The organism is Nocardia sp. IBHARD005 (assembly GCF_052814245.1).
In genome coordinates this window covers 2,470,996-2,488,505 of sequence record NZ_CP199935.1, presented here as the reverse complement: position 1 = coordinate 2,488,505, position 17,510 = coordinate 2,470,996, and the positions used below count along the sequence as shown (strand labels likewise).

The following is a 17,510-nucleotide window of genomic DNA, read 5'->3' as shown; positions in this document are numbered from 1 at the left end:
CCTGTGTCACCAGTGAGTCGAGCGTTTGCCGAGGCACGTTGTCTCCGATCCGCGCTATCCGTCGTTGCCACTACCGGGCACCGGCACAGTCCTACTGCCGGGCACCGGCAACCGTCGACTGCGAACGCTCGCAGCCGCGGCGTAGCTCAGACGAAGAACCAATGCCACGTTCTCATCCTCAGGGATTCCCAGCAGGTCCAGGAAACGTCTCTGAATGCTGGCAAGTGTATCTGTGAAGTCGGGTGAAACGCTGCGCAAATCATCCTGCCGGTCGGCATAGAGGAACACCGGCGACACCGGCTGCACCGCCAGACCGAGCAGGTGCGCACGTAGCCACACTCTTTCCACCGCAGCGCCTGCCCGTGCGTAGTCGGCCAGATCCGACTCGCCATCGCGGGTGCCGAAGGTGATCGCCACCAGCGCGGAGCTGGCCCGCACCCGGTCGACGGTGAATTCGCCCAATGCCGAACCCGCCGACCACTCGCGCAATCGATCCATGACATCAGTGCGGCGACCGACCTGCAGCTTCGCCAGTTCATCCGGGGCCGGGTCGAGCGTGCGTACGTCGATCCCTGTGCTCAACTCTTCACCTGGCCAGCGCAATTCGGCGTAGAGCTGTTCGTGCAGCTGGGGCGTCAGGTAGCGGACGCGATCGCTGGCGCCGAGCAGTAGCGCTGCCTCGGCCAGCGCGTCGACGCCGGTGATCGCGCGCACGCTCGCCTGCTCAGCCGCTGCGGCGACGGCCAGCGCAGGCAGCACTGTTCCCGGCAGCGCCATCGGGACGCCGAGGCGACGGTTGGTGTGTCTGGCGAGCGCGAGCGGATAGTCGGCGGCGAGGTCGGGGTCGAGGCCCTCGCGCAGTCGCAATCGGGCGATCAATGGGGCAGCCGGGTCGTCGACGATCAGTTCCCGGTCCGCGAGCAAGCGGTGTGCGGCGGCGGCCGCGCGGGCGTTGTGCAGTGCGGCACCGACCGCGACGGCACTACCGCGCAGGTGCAGGTCCATGGCGGTGGTCGCGGCGGGATCGAGGGCGAGCTCGATCAGAGCGGCGTCGCCGCGCAACCGCCACGGCTGAACATTGCCGCCGGATGGCGCGCGTTGGGCGCAGGCGAGGATCGCGTCGACCGGGTCGGATGGCGGCGGTTCGACGGGGTCATCGGTGACGGCGTCGATGCCGTCGTCGAGATATCCGGGTTCGGCGAGGGAGTCCAGGGTCGCGTCGAGGTCGACGCGGGTCCGGCCGGAGGACAGCTTGGCGCCGAGCCCGATCCGGCGGACAGCGGCGGTCACGATCGCGGCGCCGAGCTGCACGTCGCTGCCGAGTTGCGGCCAGGTGGTGATCGTTTCACCGATCTCGGCGAGACTGGCCGCCATCCGCGACGACAGCTGCCCCGGATCGAGGATCCGCAGCACGTGTGGCGCCTTGGCCTTGGTGTCGAGGTCGGCCAGCTGTTCGCCGGTGGTCGTGCCGAGCAGGCCGTGGAAAGGTTCGCGATCGGGTTCGAGGTCGTAGCGTTCCACATCGAACAGGCCACGGTCGCTGGTCTCCATCAACAGCGGGATCCGGCGCCTGCGCGCGGCCTCGCGCACCGCGAATTTGATGTCGAGGGAATCGCATTCCTCCACCACCACCGAGAGCCCGTCGAGGAACTCGTCGACCGTGTCGGCCAGCACGCCCGCAGGCCAGATCTCGACCGGCAGGAAGGGGTCGAGTTCGGCGATCCGGCGCGCGGTGACGACGGACTTGTTCACACCGACGTCGAACAGCCCACCCGGCACCCGATTGAGGTTCGACAGTTCGATGAGATCGAAGTCGGCAAGACGCAGCAGCCCGCAGGCTCCCTCCAGTGCGAGGGTGTAGGCGATCGAGTGGCCGACGCTCTGCCCGACGACGCCGACCGTCAGCTGGGCGAGGCGCTGCTGTTCGCCTCTGGTGAGTTTGTTGCGGTTGCGGTCGGACCGAATCGCCCGGAACGCCGCAGGTCCGAGGATCGCAACCAGTGCCCGCCGCCACGGGTAGTAGATCCAGCGTTCCTCGGCGGGGTCGATCCCGGGCGGCGCACCGGTGAGCCGGTCCAGCTCGGCACGAAGCCCAGCACGCAGGTCATCGGTGCGAACCCCCGCCAGGCCTGCCAGCTGCCGAAGAGTTGCCGCATCGGCGGGGTCGGCCGGATCGAGAACGAGGGGACGATGATCCATCGCCGGACAGTCAGGGTCGGTCACGAAGCGAGCCGATCTCGCGTCGGTACCTCGATCGATTCAGTGCGACGGTGAATGCTCCGCAACCACACTCCAGCCAGTATTACTTCGACAGCCATCGTGTCCCTACTCCGTGCTCAACGCCCGCGCGCGGTCGGCTTCCTACCGATGCCAACTGGTGCAGTATCCGTCATTCCACAGGATTGCACCATACGAGTGGCTAATTTCCCGATAACCTTCTGAGCCAGTTGAAATAATCCCAGCTCAGAACGGGCGAATGCACCGGAGGTGACCGATTCCAGACCGATCGGTTCGAATTCGGCTAACTTTCAGCTATCGGCGGTGATCGACACGAACAGTTCCACCGTGTCGGGGCCGTGCCACACTTCGATCTCCTCGCGGTAGGCGCGGGAGATCTCGGCCGACGCCGTCGCGTCGTCGACCTGGGCCCATACGTCTTCCACCGGGTCGTGGTAGTCACCGTTGGGCGCGAAACGGGCGTAGATGCCCCGGGGGACACGCAGCACGAGATCGCCGACCGGTGCGTCGGCCGGGGACGCGTATTCGCGCGCGACCAGCGCGTTCCAGTTGCCCGCCGGGTCGGGGACATAGACCGTGTGCAGCGGTTCGCCGGTGCCGGACCGGTCGCGCAGCCGGTCTTTGAGGAACTCGATCAGGTCGCTGTTGCTCACCTTGAAGCTCGGGTGCACCCGCGGCACCGCCAGGCCGCCGTACAGCGCCGCGCCACGGACCACGATCGAATAGGTCATCGCGGGTCGACCGCCAGGTACAGGTCGATCTTGTAGGCGTGCGGGTAGCACTCGAAATCGCCGGTGAAGGTGCGCTTGATCTGGTTGTGCGCTTCGGCGTAGGCGATCTGGGTCCACAGATCCGTCATCACCTGCGGGAAGTTACCGACCGAGGAGAAGCGCGCGTAGGCGCCGCGCGGCAGCCGAGCCGCCAGATGTCCACGAGTGACCTGCTCGAGCGAATCGCACTGATAACCCACGATCTGGGTGTTGTAGGTGCCCAGCTCGCCGGTGTAATCGGTGTAGGCACTGGCCAGTGGGCCGCCAAGTTCCTGATGCAGAACCACTGACCATGCCGCTTCGAGGTCACGGTCGCGGAGCTCACCGAGTGCGCGTTTGGGACTGCGGACCGGAAGACCGGCCACCCAGGTCTCGTCCCGCTCGACGATTTCGAACTGCAATTGACGACTCTCTCAAAGGGTCCTGCTCGGGTTGCGCCATGCTATCAAACCCCACCCTAACCATACCTGAGCTGGACAAACGTCCACCACTGCGCGGCTCGATCACCACAAGATGCACGCAATGACGGACGTCGGCCGAACCATCTCGAGAGTTCGCTCTCCGAGCCTGGCACAAATTCCCGCCCTGTCGGTGTCTTGTGTCACACTCGTCCGCGATGAGCCGCCACACGACTTTCCGGTACTGCCTCGATCCGACGGTCGAGCAATCCGTCGTGCTCGCCCGGCATGCCGGAGCGGCTCGGTTCGCGTTCAACCAAAGCCTCGCCTTCGTCAAACTCGCGCTCACACAACGGAAAACCTGCCCGGAGCATCCGGTCCCTTGGACCCGGTTCGACGCGGAAACCGACGTTCACGCCACGCTCGTGGCATGAACCGACGACGCCCGAGAAGGGCGATGCCTGATCAACCATCAGGGTTATCAGACATGCTGTAAGCTCCCGCGCTCGTGTGGGTACGCGCGGCGCTCGAACCGCGAAAACAAGTCGTGCAATGGGCCGGTGTGGTGATCGCCGCCGTGCTGGTCGGGTATCTCGCGGTGCTACTCGGGGATTCGCGACACTTCTATACCGACGACACCGAGGCGCAATACGTGCCGATGTGGCAGTTGCTCGGTGCCGAATTGCGGGCCGGCCGATTCCCGGCGATGGTGCCGTGGGAATGGATGGCGGGCAACTACAGCCTCGAGGAGGCCGGGCTCTACAACCCCGCGCAGTTGCTGGTGTACCTGCTGGCGCCCTCGTTCGACAATCTCGCGCTGTACGCGACCGCCGTGAAGTTCGTGTTCTCCGCGATCGCCGCGCTCGGCGTGTTTCGCATCTGCCTGGCCTACGGTGCCCGCGCGCCGTGGGCCGCAGTCGCCGGGGTGGCGTTTCCGTTCAGCGGCTGGTTCCTGTTCTTCGACGAGGCCAGCTGGTTCACCTCGCAGACCGGTACCACCTGGCTGGTGCACGCGTGGGCCTCGGCAGTGCTCTACGCCCGGGGACGCACCGGGCCGATTCCGCTGTTCGTATTCCTGTATCTGGCGCTGACAGTTCAATACGCCTTTCCCGCAGTCGAATCCGGGCTGATGATCGCCGCCGTCGCCGCGGGTGAGTATCTGTATCAGCGCAAGTGGGCGCCGGTGCTGCGGATGCTCGCCGCCGCCGGGCTCGCGGCGCTCGCGTCGATGATCGCGAACCTGCCGATCCTGCTGTCCTCACAGGCCACCTGGCGCGGTGACGTATCCACCATCCACAACGACCCCTTCCTGACCGTGCCGTGGTCGGAATCGCTCAATGCCAGCCTGCCGAGCACCGTGCCCGCGTTCACCGCGTGGTGGGGCCACGTGCAGCCACTACCGATGGTCTACATCGCGTGGTTCGTGATTCCGGCACTCGCGTTCATCGACTGGAAGGCCGCCGCGCGCGCGGCCGCCGCGTGGAGCGGGATCGCGCTGTTCGCGGTGGCGACCCTGATGTGGACAGCGGGGCCCGGCGCGATCGGTCCGCTGCGGTGGCCGGCGCGGGTGTTGCCGATGCTCGCGATCGCGCTGCTGGTGCTGGTGTGTGTGCTGATCAGTCGCTACGGGGAGTTCGCGCCGTCGCGGCGGCGATACGCGGCGGCGGGCGCGCTGATCGCATTGCTGTTCATCCGATCGTTCTCCGCCGCACCGAAACTCGTCGAACGGCATGCCCTCGCGGTATTCGTGGTGGTCGGGCTCGGGGCCGGGGTGGTGTGGCTGGCGCGCACTCGTGGGATCGCCGCCGCGGCGGTGTTGACGATTGTCGCGACGTTCCCGATCGCGTTCGCCCAGGTGGCGTCGGCGCCGCGGACCCCGATGTCCTACGGGTTCCCCGAACGACGCTCGGAGATGACGGCCGCGTTCCCCGATTTCGGCGGGCGCACACTGCAATTGGCCGACCGGATCATGGTGCGCGACGAAGAGCGAACCCTCGCAGGCACTTACGGCTCCATCGCGCTGGGCAGCTACGCCAAGAATCTCGGTCTGCACTACGTGAACGGGTATACACCCGTCGGGCACGCGGCCTTCGCCGGGTTGCTGTGCATGGCGTGGGACGGCGGCACCTGCCCCGACGCGTACCAGCGGGTCTTCGCTGTCGAACCGTCGACCGATACCCCGATCGTCGACTTGATGCGGTTGGATCGCGTTGTCCTGCAACGCAGTCAGTATCCCAACGCAGGCACCGAACCCGCGCCTGCCGGTTGGCGATTCGTCCACTACCCCGGCCACGAACACCAGATCTGGGTGCTGGAACGGGTCAACCCGCTGCCCTCCCCCGGCGATCTGATCGCCCACGAATCCGGCGTCCACGCCACCGTCATGCCCGAAGCGGGCCTCACCAACCGCGCCACCGTCTCGTCCGGGACCGGCGGCCGCGTGGTGTTGTCCCGCCTGGCCTGGCCCGGTTACACCGCTACCCTCGGCAACAGCGAAATCCCCGTTCGGGCCGTCGCGGGAACCTTTGTCGCGGTGGATATTCCGCCTGGCACCCACAATGCGACGCTCACCGTCACCTGGCGCCCACCCGGCCTGTCCATCAGCCTCACCACCGCCCTGCTGGCGCTGGTCGGCATCGCGTTGCTGCAGTGGTTGTTCCGCCGCACCACCCGCCAGAACAACCACACCCCACCCAACTCAACACCCGCACTCCCAACCACACCATCCACCCCAGCCCATCCCCGTCTTCCACAACCCGCCCAACCCAACCACCGCACTCCCGACCCTTAGGGACAATGCCGCGCAGTTAAGGCGCCATGGTCGATGTCAACCCGGGTAACTCACACAAGCTGATCGAGATCGAGACAGATGAGTAGTTGGTGCGATCGAGGGCGCCTTTAGCCCGGTGTTTGGACAATGCCCGTTTCACCACGCGCGGGCATTGGCGTGATCGTCGCGGCGGCAATAGCTCGGCCAAGACCGCCGCGCCGATCTTGCCGACGAGGTCGATGCTCGTTCCAGCCACGACACCGGCCGCGTGAACGAGCTGGTCACGAGCGGTATTGACAGCGATACCGAAACTACCCCGCAACGGTGTGACACCGGGATCGGTGAGAGTGGCATCAGCGATAGCGATCCGTAACGCTTGATAGGCGATCAACAACGCATAGACCTCCTGCTCGACTCCGGCGGGAGTCCGAGCGCGTAGCACCCGACCACCGAGCATGCTCGATTTGAGTTCGGCGTAGGCAGTCTCGATCTCCCACCGCTGGTGGTAAAGCCGCACCAACTCCATCGCTGGATAGCGGCGGTAGTCGGTCAGAGTGGTCAGCAACCGGTACCGCACCGTGCGGGCGGCTCCGCCGGTATCCACGACGATCTCGGCGTCGATGACCCGCACCACGACTGGTCCTTTCACGCTGAGCCATGAACCATCGCTTAACCGCTCGATCATGGGCATCGTGTGTCCTGCTTTTCCACGGATCAGCAGGTCAGCTTTCGTTTCCGCGATCGCCCCGATCAACGCCGCGACCGCGAAGTTCCGGTCGGCCAGCACCACCATGCCCTCGCGTAACGAGGCGAAAAGTCTTGGGGCGTAGGCGATCTCGGAGACACCGAAACTACCGAACACGGCATCGATCACGGTGCGGGTGCCACACGCCACCACGGTCACCAATCGAATCATCAGATATCCCGAATCGAGATCGCCGCTGTGTAGTCGGTAGAAGGCGCCACGGTTGGGGTCGCTGTTGGGGACCGACATGGAGGTGCCGTCGATGGCGCAGACCAGCTATCCCCGCCAGCGTGTCGCGCCCGTGACTGGACCGGCGAGTAGACCGAACAACTCTCGTAGCGGAGCGGGCCCGACTCGGCGTCGGGCCTGAGCCAGCGCCGAGGACCCTGGGTTGGCGACAGTCAGCCCGTCCAGACCCGAGACCATCCGCGCCCATACCTGCGTGTATCCGAGCTCGGCGAACAGTGCTGCGGCGATCAGCAGATAGACCACGACTCGGGAGGGCAGCTCGCGGACTCGGGTGGGGCCGGTCGTGGTCGATTCCAACGCGGCATCGACCATCTCGAAGGGCACGATCTGGGTCAGCTCGCCCACATGTCCGGGCGCGAATGCCCCGGACGCGACCATGGACACAGGATTGATGGCAGACTGAGTAGGCAGCGGAACTCCTGGTGAGTGGTTTGTCTTGGAGGACAAAACCTCTCTACCAGTGGTTCCGCTGTTCTAGTTGGTGAATGGTCAAGGCTGACAGGGCAACTCGCTTGACAGGTCTATCCATCCGCTAAGGGCCTGTAATTAATCAACCCGTAACATCCCGAGATTTTGAAAGATGTTGTGGTATGGGTGATTTCGTGGTGACCGTCGATGACCTCGCGTTCAAGTATGAGGTGTTGTTTCCGCACCTGAATGAGCGGCAGCGCCGGTTGCTTCTGGGTGCGGATGCCCGGATGCTCGGGCGGGGTGGGGGCCGGTTGGTCGCCAGTGCGGCCGGGGTACGAGAGGCGACGGTATCGCTGGGGGCGAAGGAGTTGGAGTCCGGGGAGGCTCCGTTGGAGCGGGCTCGTCGGGTCGGGGGCGGCCGCAAGCCCGCGACGGTGGTTGACGAGGGGTTGGTCGCGGCGTTGTTGGAGTTGGTGGAGCCCGATATGCGGGGGGATCCGATGTCGCCGTTGCGGTGGACGATCCGGTCGACCCGCAACCTTGCCGACGAGTTGACGGCCCGCGGGCATCCGGCGGCGGCAGATTTGGTGGGGAATCTGTTGCGGGCGTTGGGTTTCAGTTTGCAGGCCAACGCGAAGACGTTGGAGGGCAAGCAGAGCCCGGATCGTGACGCGCAGTTCCGTTACATCAACGAGCAGGTCAAGGCCCGCCAAGCGGCGGGACAGCCGGTCATCAGCGTGGACACCAAGAAGAAGGAATTGATCGGGCAGTACAAGAACGCCGGTGAGACGATGCGCCGCAAGGGCCATCCGGTCGAGGTCAACGACCACGACTTTCCCGGTGACTCGGGCAAGGTCTCGCCCTATGGGGTCTATGACATGACCAACAACACGGGATGGGTCAATGTCGGCACCGACCACGACACCGCTGCGTTCGCCGTGGAGTCGGTGCGCCGCTGGTGGCGCGGTGTCGGTGCCGCCGCCTATCCCGGCGCTACCGAACTGCTGGTCACGGCCGACGCCGGGGGCTCCAACGGTTATCGCACCAGGGCCTGGAAAACCGAACTCGCCCGGTTCGCGGCCGAGACCGGCCTGAAGGTCACGGTCTGCCATTTCCCGCCCGGCACCTCCAAATGGAACACAATCGAACACCGGTTGTTCTCACACATCTCGATGAACTGGCGGGGACAACCACTAACGAGCCACGAGGTCGTCGTCAACTCGATCGCGGCCACCACCACCCGCACCGGGTTACGGGTTCACGCCGAACTCGACCAGGGCGAGTACCCGAAGGGTGTGAAGATCACCGACGACCAGTTCGCCGCCGTGTCGATCACCCGCCACGACTGGCACGGCGACTGGAACTACACCATCGGCCCCGAACCCGTCCGCCTCATCATGGCTGATGGCGACAGCGCACCCCAACCGACTCGACCCGACACCGCCTGGCTGCGCACCCCAGCACTGACCGGACTGACTCCCCCGCAGTGGGACGCGCTCATCAACAAACTGACCGTGACCCGTCACGCCCAACGCGAACTCCACTTGCATCAGCGACGCGGAGGCACCCGCCAGGCCGCGCCCGGAACCGGCCGCAAATCCGTCCTCACTCTCGAGGATCGTGTCGCCATCACCCTACTTCACCTGCGGTTCGCCACACGCCAACGAGCCCTGGCCGTGCTGTTCGACGTCACCCAGCAATCCATCCACACAACGATCCAGCAGACCCGACCTCTGCTCGACCTGGCCGCACACACCACCGGGCCGACAGGAATCACCCTCGCCGACGCCCAATCGGTCATCCAATACCACGACACCACAACCGAATCCGAGTAATTTCGGGTTAATTAATTACAGGCCCTAACTGCGCGGCATTGCCCTTAGGGAGGGACGGCCACGAAGTGGCCGGTCCGCGGCCGGGTCGCCGATCAGGGCTCGAAAGCGCTACGCCGAAGGCGTTAGTCTCGAGCCCTGATCGGCGGCCCCTTGGGGCCGCGGACACGCGCGCGCCAGCGCGCCAATAAACACAGCACTTCTCACCGGAGAGCGCCGGCCAGATGCGGCCAGGCTTCGTGCAGGTCGGCCTCGAACTGTCCCCAGGTGTGTGACCCGGTCGGCCGGTGCACGTGCACGGCCGGGATCCCCAGCTGCGCGAGCCGCCCGGCGAAAGCGGCCGTGCACGCTCCCGCGAGAGTTTCGATCGGTGGCATGGGCAAACCACGGTCCCGCGCGCCGGGCAAGCCCGTGGCGGCGGACAGGAAAATCGTCTTGCCCGCGAGCCGTCCGGCATTGGCGAACACATCGTGCTCCCGCCACCCCGGCCCACCGGGAAGCCCCCACATGTTTCCCGGATTCCCCCCACCACGCACCGCCTGCGCGCTGGCCATTGCGATTCCCAACGGGTCCGCAGCCCACGGGCAACCACTCAGTGCCGCCACCGCGGAAAACCGCGAACCACTCTGAATGGCCAGGTCCAAGGCCGACGACGCGCTCATCGACACTCCGGCGATGGCATTGCGCCCACTGGTATCGAGCGCACCGTCGATCACCCCGGGTAACTCTTGGGTCAGATACGTCTCCCACCGCACCCGGCCGACGCCGGGATCATCGGAGATCCAGTCGGTGTACAGCGTGAACGCACCGCCGACCGGCATCACCACATTCACGAACTTGTCGGCGAAGAAGTCGCGTACGTCGGTGTCCTCCCACCACGAGATCCCGTCCGCCCCGCCACCGGCCCCGGTGAGCAGATACAACGTGGGCGCCCCGGCGCCCGCCGCCTTGATCACAGTGTTCTGGATAACCCGCCCCATCGCGGGCGAGTACACATCGATCCGAGCGGACCTCCCACCCAGCGGCACCTCCCCCGCCACTGAGGCCCCCGGATCGGCCGATGCCTTCGCACCCCCGAGAGCGGCAACAATCGCGCACACCACAGCAAGCCACGTTCTCGATGCAGTCACCCATCGTTTCTACTCCCGCGAGCCGCCGGTGTATTCCGAAACACGCGACCCGCCATCCGTCGAAATCCGGCAGTGACCAGGCTCACCATCGGGTCCGAGATTCGTTCCGATACGCCTCGGACCTGCACCTTTCGATCCGCCTCGACCAGCGCGCAGCCGGAAAACCAGGTGATTTGTGTCGGACCCGGCCGGAATACTGACCGGCGCCCGATGAGTTGTACCGACGGACTCCGTCTTTTCTCGTGTGGTGCCGGCACGTCGTCGACTCGGCATCGGGCCACAGTTCACGCCCCGCCGTTCCCCCCCTGCACCCGGAGGTACCCCGATGCCAGCCGATCTATCCACGCCGACGACGAAGGGCAAGACACCGACCGTCATCCGCGTGCTGGTGCTCGCGACCTTCGTCGTCATCCTCAACGAAACCATCATGATCAACGCGATCCCGCGGCTGATGAGCGATCTGCACGTCACCGAGGTCGCCGCGCAGTGGGTCTCCACCGCGTTCATGCTCACGATGGCCGCCATCATCCCCACCACCGGCTGGTTCCTGCAGCGGGTCACGACCCGCCAGGCCTACGCGGCCGCGATGGGTGTGTTCATCGCGGGCACCGTGATCTCGGCACTCGCGCCGACGTTCGCTGTACTGCTGATCGGGCGCGTCATCCAGGCCGGTGGCACCGCGGTGATGATGCCGCTGCTGATGACCACCCTGATGACCGTCGTGGCGGAGCAGGACCGTGGCCGCGTGATGGGCAACGTCACCCTGGCCATCTCGGTCGCGCCCGCCATGGGCCCGATCATCTCCGGCCTGATCCTGCAGATCAACATCCCCGGCATCGAATCGTGGCGGTTGCTGTTCGTGGTGATGCTGCCGATCGCCGGTCTGGTCACCTGGCTGGGTCTGCGTCAGCTGGAGAACGTCGGCGAGCCGCAGCCAGGCACGCTCGACCTCCCCAGTGTGGCGCTGGCGGCCCTCGGCTTCGGTGGACTGGTGTTCGGGCTCAGCAAGTTCCACGGTGACAGCTACGCCACCGCCGCGCTGATCACCGCCGGTGGTGTCGCGCTGATCGCGGCGTTCGCGCTGCGCCAGCTCAGCTTGCAGCGCAAGGGCACGCCGCTGCTGGATCTGCGGGTCCTGCTGCAGGGCACCTACACCAAGGCACTGGTCCTGATGTCGATCGCGTTCCTGGCGATGATGGGCTCGATGATCCTGCTGCCGCTGTATCTGCAGAACCTGCGCGGGCTGAGCCCGCTGGAGACCGGCCTGCTGGTGATGCCGGGTGGTCTGGCGATGGGTCTGCTCGGCCCGACCGTCGGCAAGCTGTTCGACAAGTTCGGTGGGCGGGCGCTGGTGATCCCCGCCTCGATCGGCATCGCCGCCTCGCTGGCCGGCTTCACCCAGATCTCGATGGACATGCCGTACTGGCAGCTGCTCGGCCTGCACATCCTGCTGATGGTGTCGCTGGCCGCGGCGTTCACTCCGGTGTTCACCCTGGGTCTTGGCGCACTGCCGATGCACCTGTACTCGCACGGCAGCTCGATGCTGGGCACCCTCCAGCAGGTGGCGGCCGCGTTCGGTACCGCGCTGGTGGTCACCGTCATGTCGGCCCGCAGCACCTCGCTCATCGACGAGGGCACCCCGGCGGCCGTCGCCACCCTCGACGGCATGCGCCTGGCCTTCCTGATCTCGGCCCTGCTGGCCCTGGTCGTGATCGCCATGGCGGTCCTGCTGCCGAACCGGGCGGCAGCCGACCCGCACGCCGCGCCCGTGCAGGACGCCGCGGACGAGCCGGCGCTGGTCAAGAACTGACCACAGTGACAACGAACCCCCGGTTGCGACCGGGGGTTCGTTGTATCTGTGGTGTCTCAGCTCAGCGCGTGGGCCGCGTAGTGGTGTTGGGGTCTCGCCAGAGGCCGAGATCGAAGTACAGCGTGGTCATGGAGTCCCACATGGTCGACCACTGCTGCTTCGGGCCCTTGCATACCCAGACGGCGGTCATGCGGTCGATGCCGGGGGTGCCCTTGGGGTCGTCGAGGTGCACGACGCGCTCCACCTCGGCGAAACGGGATCGCAGGTCGGCTTCGGCGGTGTCGAGTCCGACGTAGATCACCGAGGTCGCCGAGTTCGGTGGCGGGCCGAAGAAGCCGAAGCCCCGGCTCGGGCTGTAGGTGGCGGGCAGGCCGTACTGCCTGCCGAATTGCTCGACTGCGGATAGCCTTGCGCGACGATGACGGCGTCGGCCTTCTCCTCCGGCGTCAGCGTGGTGTAACCGTCGTTCACAGCGGAAACCATCAACGACCAATGATGTTTCCGAAGAACGCCAGATCGTCGAGTGCGCGCGTCGCCGCGACCACGGTTCCCGCCATGGCGTGCGCGCTGTGCCACAGACCCGGGTACACGGCGAGCTCGGCCACTTCGCCCGCGGCCCGAACCTGGTCGACGAGATCGAACAACCTGCGGGTCGCCACGCTCGTCGGGGGCGACGTGGATGACATCGGCGGCAGCCCGGCAAGGTTCCGCGCAGCGGAGCGAATCCGGGATCGTTCGGGTCGCCGGAATCGAGGTAGTGGGCGGCGTGCACAGGCTCCACCGCTCGTTGGTGACGAGGTCGCGTAGGCGCGCACCGTGGTCGGCGGCGCGTTGGGTCGGATCGACCCACGGCCCGATCAGGCCGAGTGCGCCCACCTGGATCCGGCGGTCGTCGACGAGTTGGCGATCGCGAGCGCGCCGCCCGCGGAATCGCCTGCCAGGGCCAAGCTCTCGGGGCGATGCCGTGCTCGTCGATGAGTGCCGTCAGCGCCGCGTAAGCGTCGTCGAGCCCGGCCGGATACGGATGCTCGGGGGGCCGAGGCGATATTCCAGCGAGTAGACGGTGGCGTCCGCTGCCTCGTGGTAGGCAAGCCTGGTCATAGTGTCGTCTCCTCGTGTAGTGCCAGCCCGGCCTGGACGCAGCCGTCGTGCAGGGTGTCGATGCCGAAGGCGTTCACCGGCCCAAGCGCCCCGGCGCCACGCACCCGTCGCGCGGCGAGCTCCTGGGCGGCCCACGCGATGATGTTGGTGGTGAACGTCATGTGGTGCGGGCCGGTGAGCGCGACCTCGCACAGCTGGGCACCGGCCGCGTCGTACGCGGCGGCGGCGAACCAGCATCGGGTGCTCGCCATCGACGCGGGCGTGGGTTCGGTGGTTCCTGCCCGGATCGCCAGGTAGGCACCCTGCTCGATCACGCGTGCGCCGAACGGCAACCGGGTCAGCGTCGGTGTGAACCGCGACATGGTGTGCAGCAGACCGGTGGCCGGACCGAACCAACCGAGGTACACGTTGACCTCGGACAGCTGCCCGAACAGCGATGGCAGCGCGAGATGTTCGGTCGCGCCGATCGACAAACCCGGACGCTGCGTGCCGTCGACGGCGAACGTGCGCATCCGCGCCCCGCCCGGCTCGTCGACGATTCGATGGCCCTGCCAGGCGTACATCGGTGCCGACATCGCCTTCGCCAGCGAAGCCTGCGCGGCGGGGCCGGCCGCGGCGCGTCGGGCGCCGGTCAGGAAGTAGCCGACATCGACCCGGACCGCGTCCGCGCCCGCCTCGCGCAACGCCAGCGCGGCGGCGAGGTTGCCGGGGACGAAGTCGTAGCCGAACGCGGGCAGCAATACCGTGCCCGCGTCGGCGGCCCGAGGCCCGTAGTGCTCGAACACCTTTCGGATGAACGGCGGTTCACCGGTGGAGTCGATGTAGTGGGCGCCCGCGTCGATGGCGGCCTGGATCGGCGCGTCACCCACGGTCGCGAACGGTCCGACGGTGGAGACGAGCACGTCGCCCGGGCTGAGCAGGTCGCGGATCGACTCCGGCCGTTCGAGGTCGACGACCGCTACCGGACAGCCGCCGAGCTGATCGGCGATCTTGTGCAGTTCGCCGAGATTGCGCCCGGCCAACAGCGGTTTCTCGCCGGCCTCGACGAGCTGCTGCGCGGTCCGCCGGCCGGTGTGCCCGGTGGCGCCGCAGATGAGGATGCTCACATCAGTCCTTACGGTCCGCTGTCACAGGGACAGGGCGTGGTTGGGGCGAGCGTCGCTGGACCGCGCGGACACCCGCGCCGGCGAGCGACAGCAATTCGTTGACAGTCCGTGCGGTCCAGCGCGGCGCGGCGAACGCCGACAATCCCGGCCGACGCAGCGCCGTGGGGATGTTGGCGTACATGCTCGACGGCAGCAGTGTCACCGCGTCGGTGAACGCATGCGCCCGGTCGAACACCCGCATCATCTGGCTGATGCCGACCAGCATGCTCGACGTCTGCGGCAGCACACCGGCGGCCAAGTCGCTCAGCGGAACCGGAACATCCTCCTGTGCCCGCACCAGTCCGACCACCACGTCGGCACCGTCGCCGATCAACCGGCCCGCGCCCCCGAGCGGTTTGAGCAAACCGAACAGGTACAGGTTCGCCAGACCCGGCGGGAGCAGGTGATCGAGCAGCACGGGGTTGCCGTTGTCCCACCGCAGCAACGCCTCGTCGAGGAACGGAAACCCGACCTCGTAGCCGGTCGCCCACACGATCGTGTCGTAACGAGCGGCCGAGCCGTCGACGAAGTGCACCTCGTTTGCCGTCGAACCGCTCGATTCCCGGCCGGGCCGACACTCTCCCGTGCTTCAGGAAGTACAGCAACTGCTCGTTGACTACCGGCTCGGTCTCGAACAATCGCTTCGACGGCGTCGGCAGCCCGTAGCGCGTCCAGTCGCCGAACCGGACCCGGATCAGGGTGCGCATGAACGCCCGCAGCAGCGGCGTGGGCAGCCAGACCCGATCCCATTCGGCCATCGGCAGCCCGGCGATCATCTTCGGCACGAACCATGATCCGCTGCGCATGGAGATATCGGCTGAACCCAGGGTCGTCGCGGCCTCCACCGCGATATCGCAGGCGCTGTTGCCGCCGCCGACCACCAGCACCCGCTCGCCGTCGAAGTCGGTGGGCGCTCGGTACTGCTTCGAATGCAGTTGCCGACCGGTGAAGGTGCCGGGGTACGACGGTCGGCGAGAGCGCCAGTCATGACCGTTGACGACGACCACGCCCGCGTACTCGCGTCGTTCGCCGGATGCCAGTTCGACGCGCCACCCGTCCATGCCCCGCGCGTCGATCGGCTCACACCGCACGACCTCGGCACCGAACTCGATGTTCGCGCGCAGACGGTAGTGATCGACGAACGCCTCGAGATAGGTGAGCATCTGCGCGCGGCTGGGGAAATCGGGATAGTCCGCCGGCATCGGGAACCCGGGGTATCCACTCGAATTCCGCGAGCTGATCAGGTGTGTCGAGTCGTAGACGCCGTGCGCCCAGTTGCCGCCGATGTGATCGGTCGCTTCCAGCTGGTCGTATGAGATTCCCGCTGCGGTGAACGCGCGGGCGACGCCGTTGCCGACATAGCCCGCGCCGATGATGCAGTACCGGCGCTCGACCACTACCTCGCCTCGGGGCGCTTGCGCATGGTCACCCGGCCGCCGTCGCCGGGGAGCAGGAAGATGTTGCGGTGTTGATCCTGGCGCTCGTCCGGTGCGGTCGTCAGCTTCAACGCCCGATGCCGCAGGATCGTGCGCAACAGCACCCGCGACTCGAACATCGCGAACGAGGCGCCGATGCAGCGGTGCGCGCCCCCGCCGAACGGGAGCCAGCTGTTCGGGTCGGGGCGGACGCCGACAAAACGCTCGGGATCGAAGGTCTCCGGATCGGGATAGATGTCGGCCCGTTTCTGAATCGCGTTGATATACAACATGATCACTGTCCCCTTCGGGACGAGGACGTCGTTCATCACGAAGTCCTCCCAGGCGTAGCGCATCGTCACCGGCAGCGCGGGACGTAGCCGCATCGTCTCGGTGATCACCGCGTCCAAGTACGTGTCGTCACCGGCGTCGATGCTCTGCTCGAGCTTGGCCATCACCTCCGGGTGGCGGGTCACGCGCTCTGCCACCCATGAGAGGGTGACCGCGGTGGTCTCGTATCCGGCGATCAGCAGCATGCGCTGGAACAGCGCGATCATGTGATCGTCGAGCACGTTGTCCTCGTCGGTCTCCTGCAGCTTCAGGAAGATCTCGAGGCAGTCTTTGCGTTCCTCGTCGCTCGGGTTGTCGCGGCGGAACTCGATCTCCTCGCGGGTGATCGCGTCGATCCGGGCGTTGATCTTCTCCAGCCGTTCGAAACTGGGCCATTTGCCGCCGCGTGCCATCGCGATCACGTACCTGGCGACGATCCCGGGCGAGGCGAGCGTTTTGTCGAGATCGATGAACGCCTTTTCCAGCCGTCGCCGCCGGTCGGGTTCGGTGACACCGAATACCACCGCGATGATGACGTCGCGGGCCAGGTCCTGCATCAGATGGGTGAACTGGACCGGCTTGTCCACCGGCCATTCGGGCAGCCGGTTGAGCACCGCGTCGGTGATGGCTTGCTCGTAGCCCGCCAACGCGCGACCACCGAATGCCGGCATCACCTTCTTGCGCAGCAGCGCGTGGTTGGCGCCGTTCCACCAGTCGATCATCTCGGTGCCGAACACGATCTCGTGCGGTGCCATCTTCCGCAGCGCCTCGCCGAGCTTCAGCGCGCCGTCACGGTCGCCGAACACCGCTTTGACGTCCTGTGGTGACGCGGTGAACAGCAGCTTGGGAAGCAGCGGAATGTCGACCACCACGCGCTCCCCGCGCTTGAGCAGCTCCTTGCGCGCGAACTCGGGAGCCGCCCAGAACGCGCCGAATCCGATCACCGAATGAATCGGCGGACGCGCGAGCGTATCGATTCCCCGCAGCGCCGCTGCGGGCACCCGTCCTGCTGCGACCGACATGGGTGCTCCCCGTCTCATCGAAACTAAAGTACGAATAAGTACTTTTATAGGGTCGCTCGCACCGGCCGAGTTGTCAACCATTCCTCCGCGGCGGTCCGTTTCGGCAGAGAACCCGCCAGTCAGCGGTACCGCCGGTTACGTCTA

Annotated in this window: 15 protein-coding genes and 1 pseudogene; 4 read left to right on the top strand and 12 right to left on the bottom strand. The window is 66.5% G+C overall.

Annotation, left to right across the window (positions count from 1 at the left end):
- Nucleotides 1-54: 54 nt before the first annotated feature.
- The 3 genes from ACTWPB_RS11570 to ACTWPB_RS11560 form a co-directional block, all read right to left on the bottom strand.
- A complete protein-coding gene (locus ACTWPB_RS11570; protein ID WP_446225647.1) occupies nt 55-2,199 on the bottom strand; it encodes an Rv1355c family protein in 2,145 nt (714 codons plus the stop codon).
- 329 nt (nt 2,200-2,528) lie between these two features.
- Nucleotides 2,529-2,969, bottom strand: a complete 441-nt coding sequence (locus ACTWPB_RS11565) for an AraC family transcriptional regulator (protein ID WP_446225646.1) — start codon at nt 2,967-2,969, stop codon at nt 2,529-2,531.
- Nucleotides 2,966-3,409: a GyrI-like domain-containing protein gene (locus ACTWPB_RS11560; RefSeq protein ID WP_446225645.1), complete on the bottom strand. Its 444-nt coding sequence runs from the start codon at nt 3,407-3,409 to the stop codon at nt 2,966-2,968. The genes ACTWPB_RS11565 and ACTWPB_RS11560 overlap by 4 nt, the downstream gene beginning before the upstream one ends.
- Nucleotides 3,410-3,624: 215 nt before the next feature.
- Between ACTWPB_RS11560 and ACTWPB_RS11555 the strand changes: the two genes are divergently transcribed.
- Complete coding sequence (locus ACTWPB_RS11555) at nt 3,625-3,840, top strand: helix-turn-helix domain-containing protein (protein ID WP_446225644.1); 216 nt, start codon at nt 3,625-3,627, stop codon at nt 3,838-3,840.
- A gap of 74 nt (nt 3,841-3,914) precedes the next feature.
- Nucleotides 3,915-6,197, top strand: coding sequence for a hypothetical protein (locus ACTWPB_RS11550; RefSeq protein ID WP_446225643.1), 2,283 nt, complete (start codon nt 3,915-3,917; stop codon nt 6,195-6,197).
- Between the two features lie 16 nt (nt 6,198-6,213).
- On the opposite strand, the gene ACTWPB_RS11545 is transcribed toward ACTWPB_RS11550, so the two are convergent.
- Entirely contained in the window at nt 6,214-7,185 is a 972-nt protein-coding gene (locus tag ACTWPB_RS11545) for an IS4 family transposase (RefSeq protein WP_446226309.1), read from the bottom strand.
- A 12-nt stretch (nt 7,186-7,197) separates the two neighbouring features.
- On the bottom strand, nt 7,198-7,548 hold the full coding sequence (locus ACTWPB_RS11540) for a transposase domain-containing protein (RefSeq protein WP_446224073.1): 351 nt from the start codon (nt 7,546-7,548) through the stop codon (nt 7,198-7,200).
- 212 nt (nt 7,549-7,760) lie between these two features.
- Between ACTWPB_RS11540 and ACTWPB_RS11535 the strand changes: the two genes are divergently transcribed.
- Nucleotides 7,761-9,416 carry an ISAzo13 family transposase gene (locus ACTWPB_RS11535; RefSeq protein WP_446221582.1) on the top strand — a complete coding sequence of 552 codons (1,656 nt, stop codon included), beginning with the start codon at nt 7,761-7,763 and terminating at the stop codon, nt 9,414-9,416.
- Between the two features lie 200 nt (nt 9,417-9,616).
- Here ACTWPB_RS11535 and ACTWPB_RS11530 read toward each other — a convergent pair whose 3' ends face one another.
- Nucleotides 9,617-10,393 carry an alpha/beta hydrolase gene (locus ACTWPB_RS11530; protein ID WP_446225642.1) on the bottom strand — a complete coding sequence of 259 codons (777 nt, stop codon included), beginning with the start codon at nt 10,391-10,393 and terminating at the stop codon, nt 9,617-9,619.
- A 475-nt stretch (nt 10,394-10,868) separates the two neighbouring features.
- Here ACTWPB_RS11530 and ACTWPB_RS11525 point away from each other — a divergent pair, with 475 nt between their 5' ends.
- The gene (locus tag ACTWPB_RS11525; protein ID WP_446225641.1) at nt 10,869-12,353 is read left to right on the top strand and encodes an MDR family MFS transporter; all 1,485 of its coding nucleotides are present in this window, start codon (nt 10,869-10,871) and stop codon (nt 12,351-12,353) included.
- Nucleotides 12,354-12,414: 61 nt separating this feature from the next.
- Here the strand turns inward: ACTWPB_RS11525 and ACTWPB_RS11520 are convergent, their stop codons facing one another.
- The 6 genes and pseudogenes from ACTWPB_RS11520 to ACTWPB_RS11495 form a co-directional block, all read right to left on the bottom strand.
- Nucleotides 12,415-12,654 carry a hypothetical protein gene (locus ACTWPB_RS11520; protein ID WP_446225640.1) on the bottom strand — a complete coding sequence of 80 codons (240 nt, stop codon included), beginning with the start codon at nt 12,652-12,654 and terminating at the stop codon, nt 12,415-12,417.
- Nucleotides 12,655-12,835: 181 nt separating this feature from the next.
- Nucleotides 12,836-13,039, bottom strand: coding sequence for a hypothetical protein (locus ACTWPB_RS11515; RefSeq protein ID WP_446225639.1), 204 nt, complete (start codon nt 13,037-13,039; stop codon nt 12,836-12,838).
- 411 nt (nt 13,040-13,450) lie between these two features.
- Complete coding sequence (locus tag ACTWPB_RS11510; protein WP_446225638.1) at nt 13,451-14,560, bottom strand: saccharopine dehydrogenase NADP-binding domain-containing protein; 1,110 nt, start codon at nt 14,558-14,560, stop codon at nt 13,451-13,453.
- A 1-nt stretch (nt 14,561) separates the two neighbouring features.
- Complete coding sequence (locus ACTWPB_RS11505) at nt 14,562-15,134, bottom strand: hypothetical protein (RefSeq protein WP_446225637.1); 573 nt, start codon at nt 15,132-15,134, stop codon at nt 14,562-14,564.
- A gap of 70 nt (nt 15,135-15,204) precedes the next feature.
- Nucleotides 15,205-15,996, bottom strand: a pseudogene (locus ACTWPB_RS11500) (flavin-containing monooxygenase); the annotation flags it as partial.
- The gene (locus tag ACTWPB_RS11495) at nt 15,996-17,447 is read right to left on the bottom strand and encodes a cytochrome P450 (protein WP_446225636.1); all 1,452 of its coding nucleotides are present in this window, start codon (nt 17,445-17,447) and stop codon (nt 15,996-15,998) included. The gene ACTWPB_RS11495 and the pseudogene ACTWPB_RS11500, both read right to left, overlap by 1 nt.
- Nucleotides 17,448-17,510: the final 63 nt, after the last annotated feature.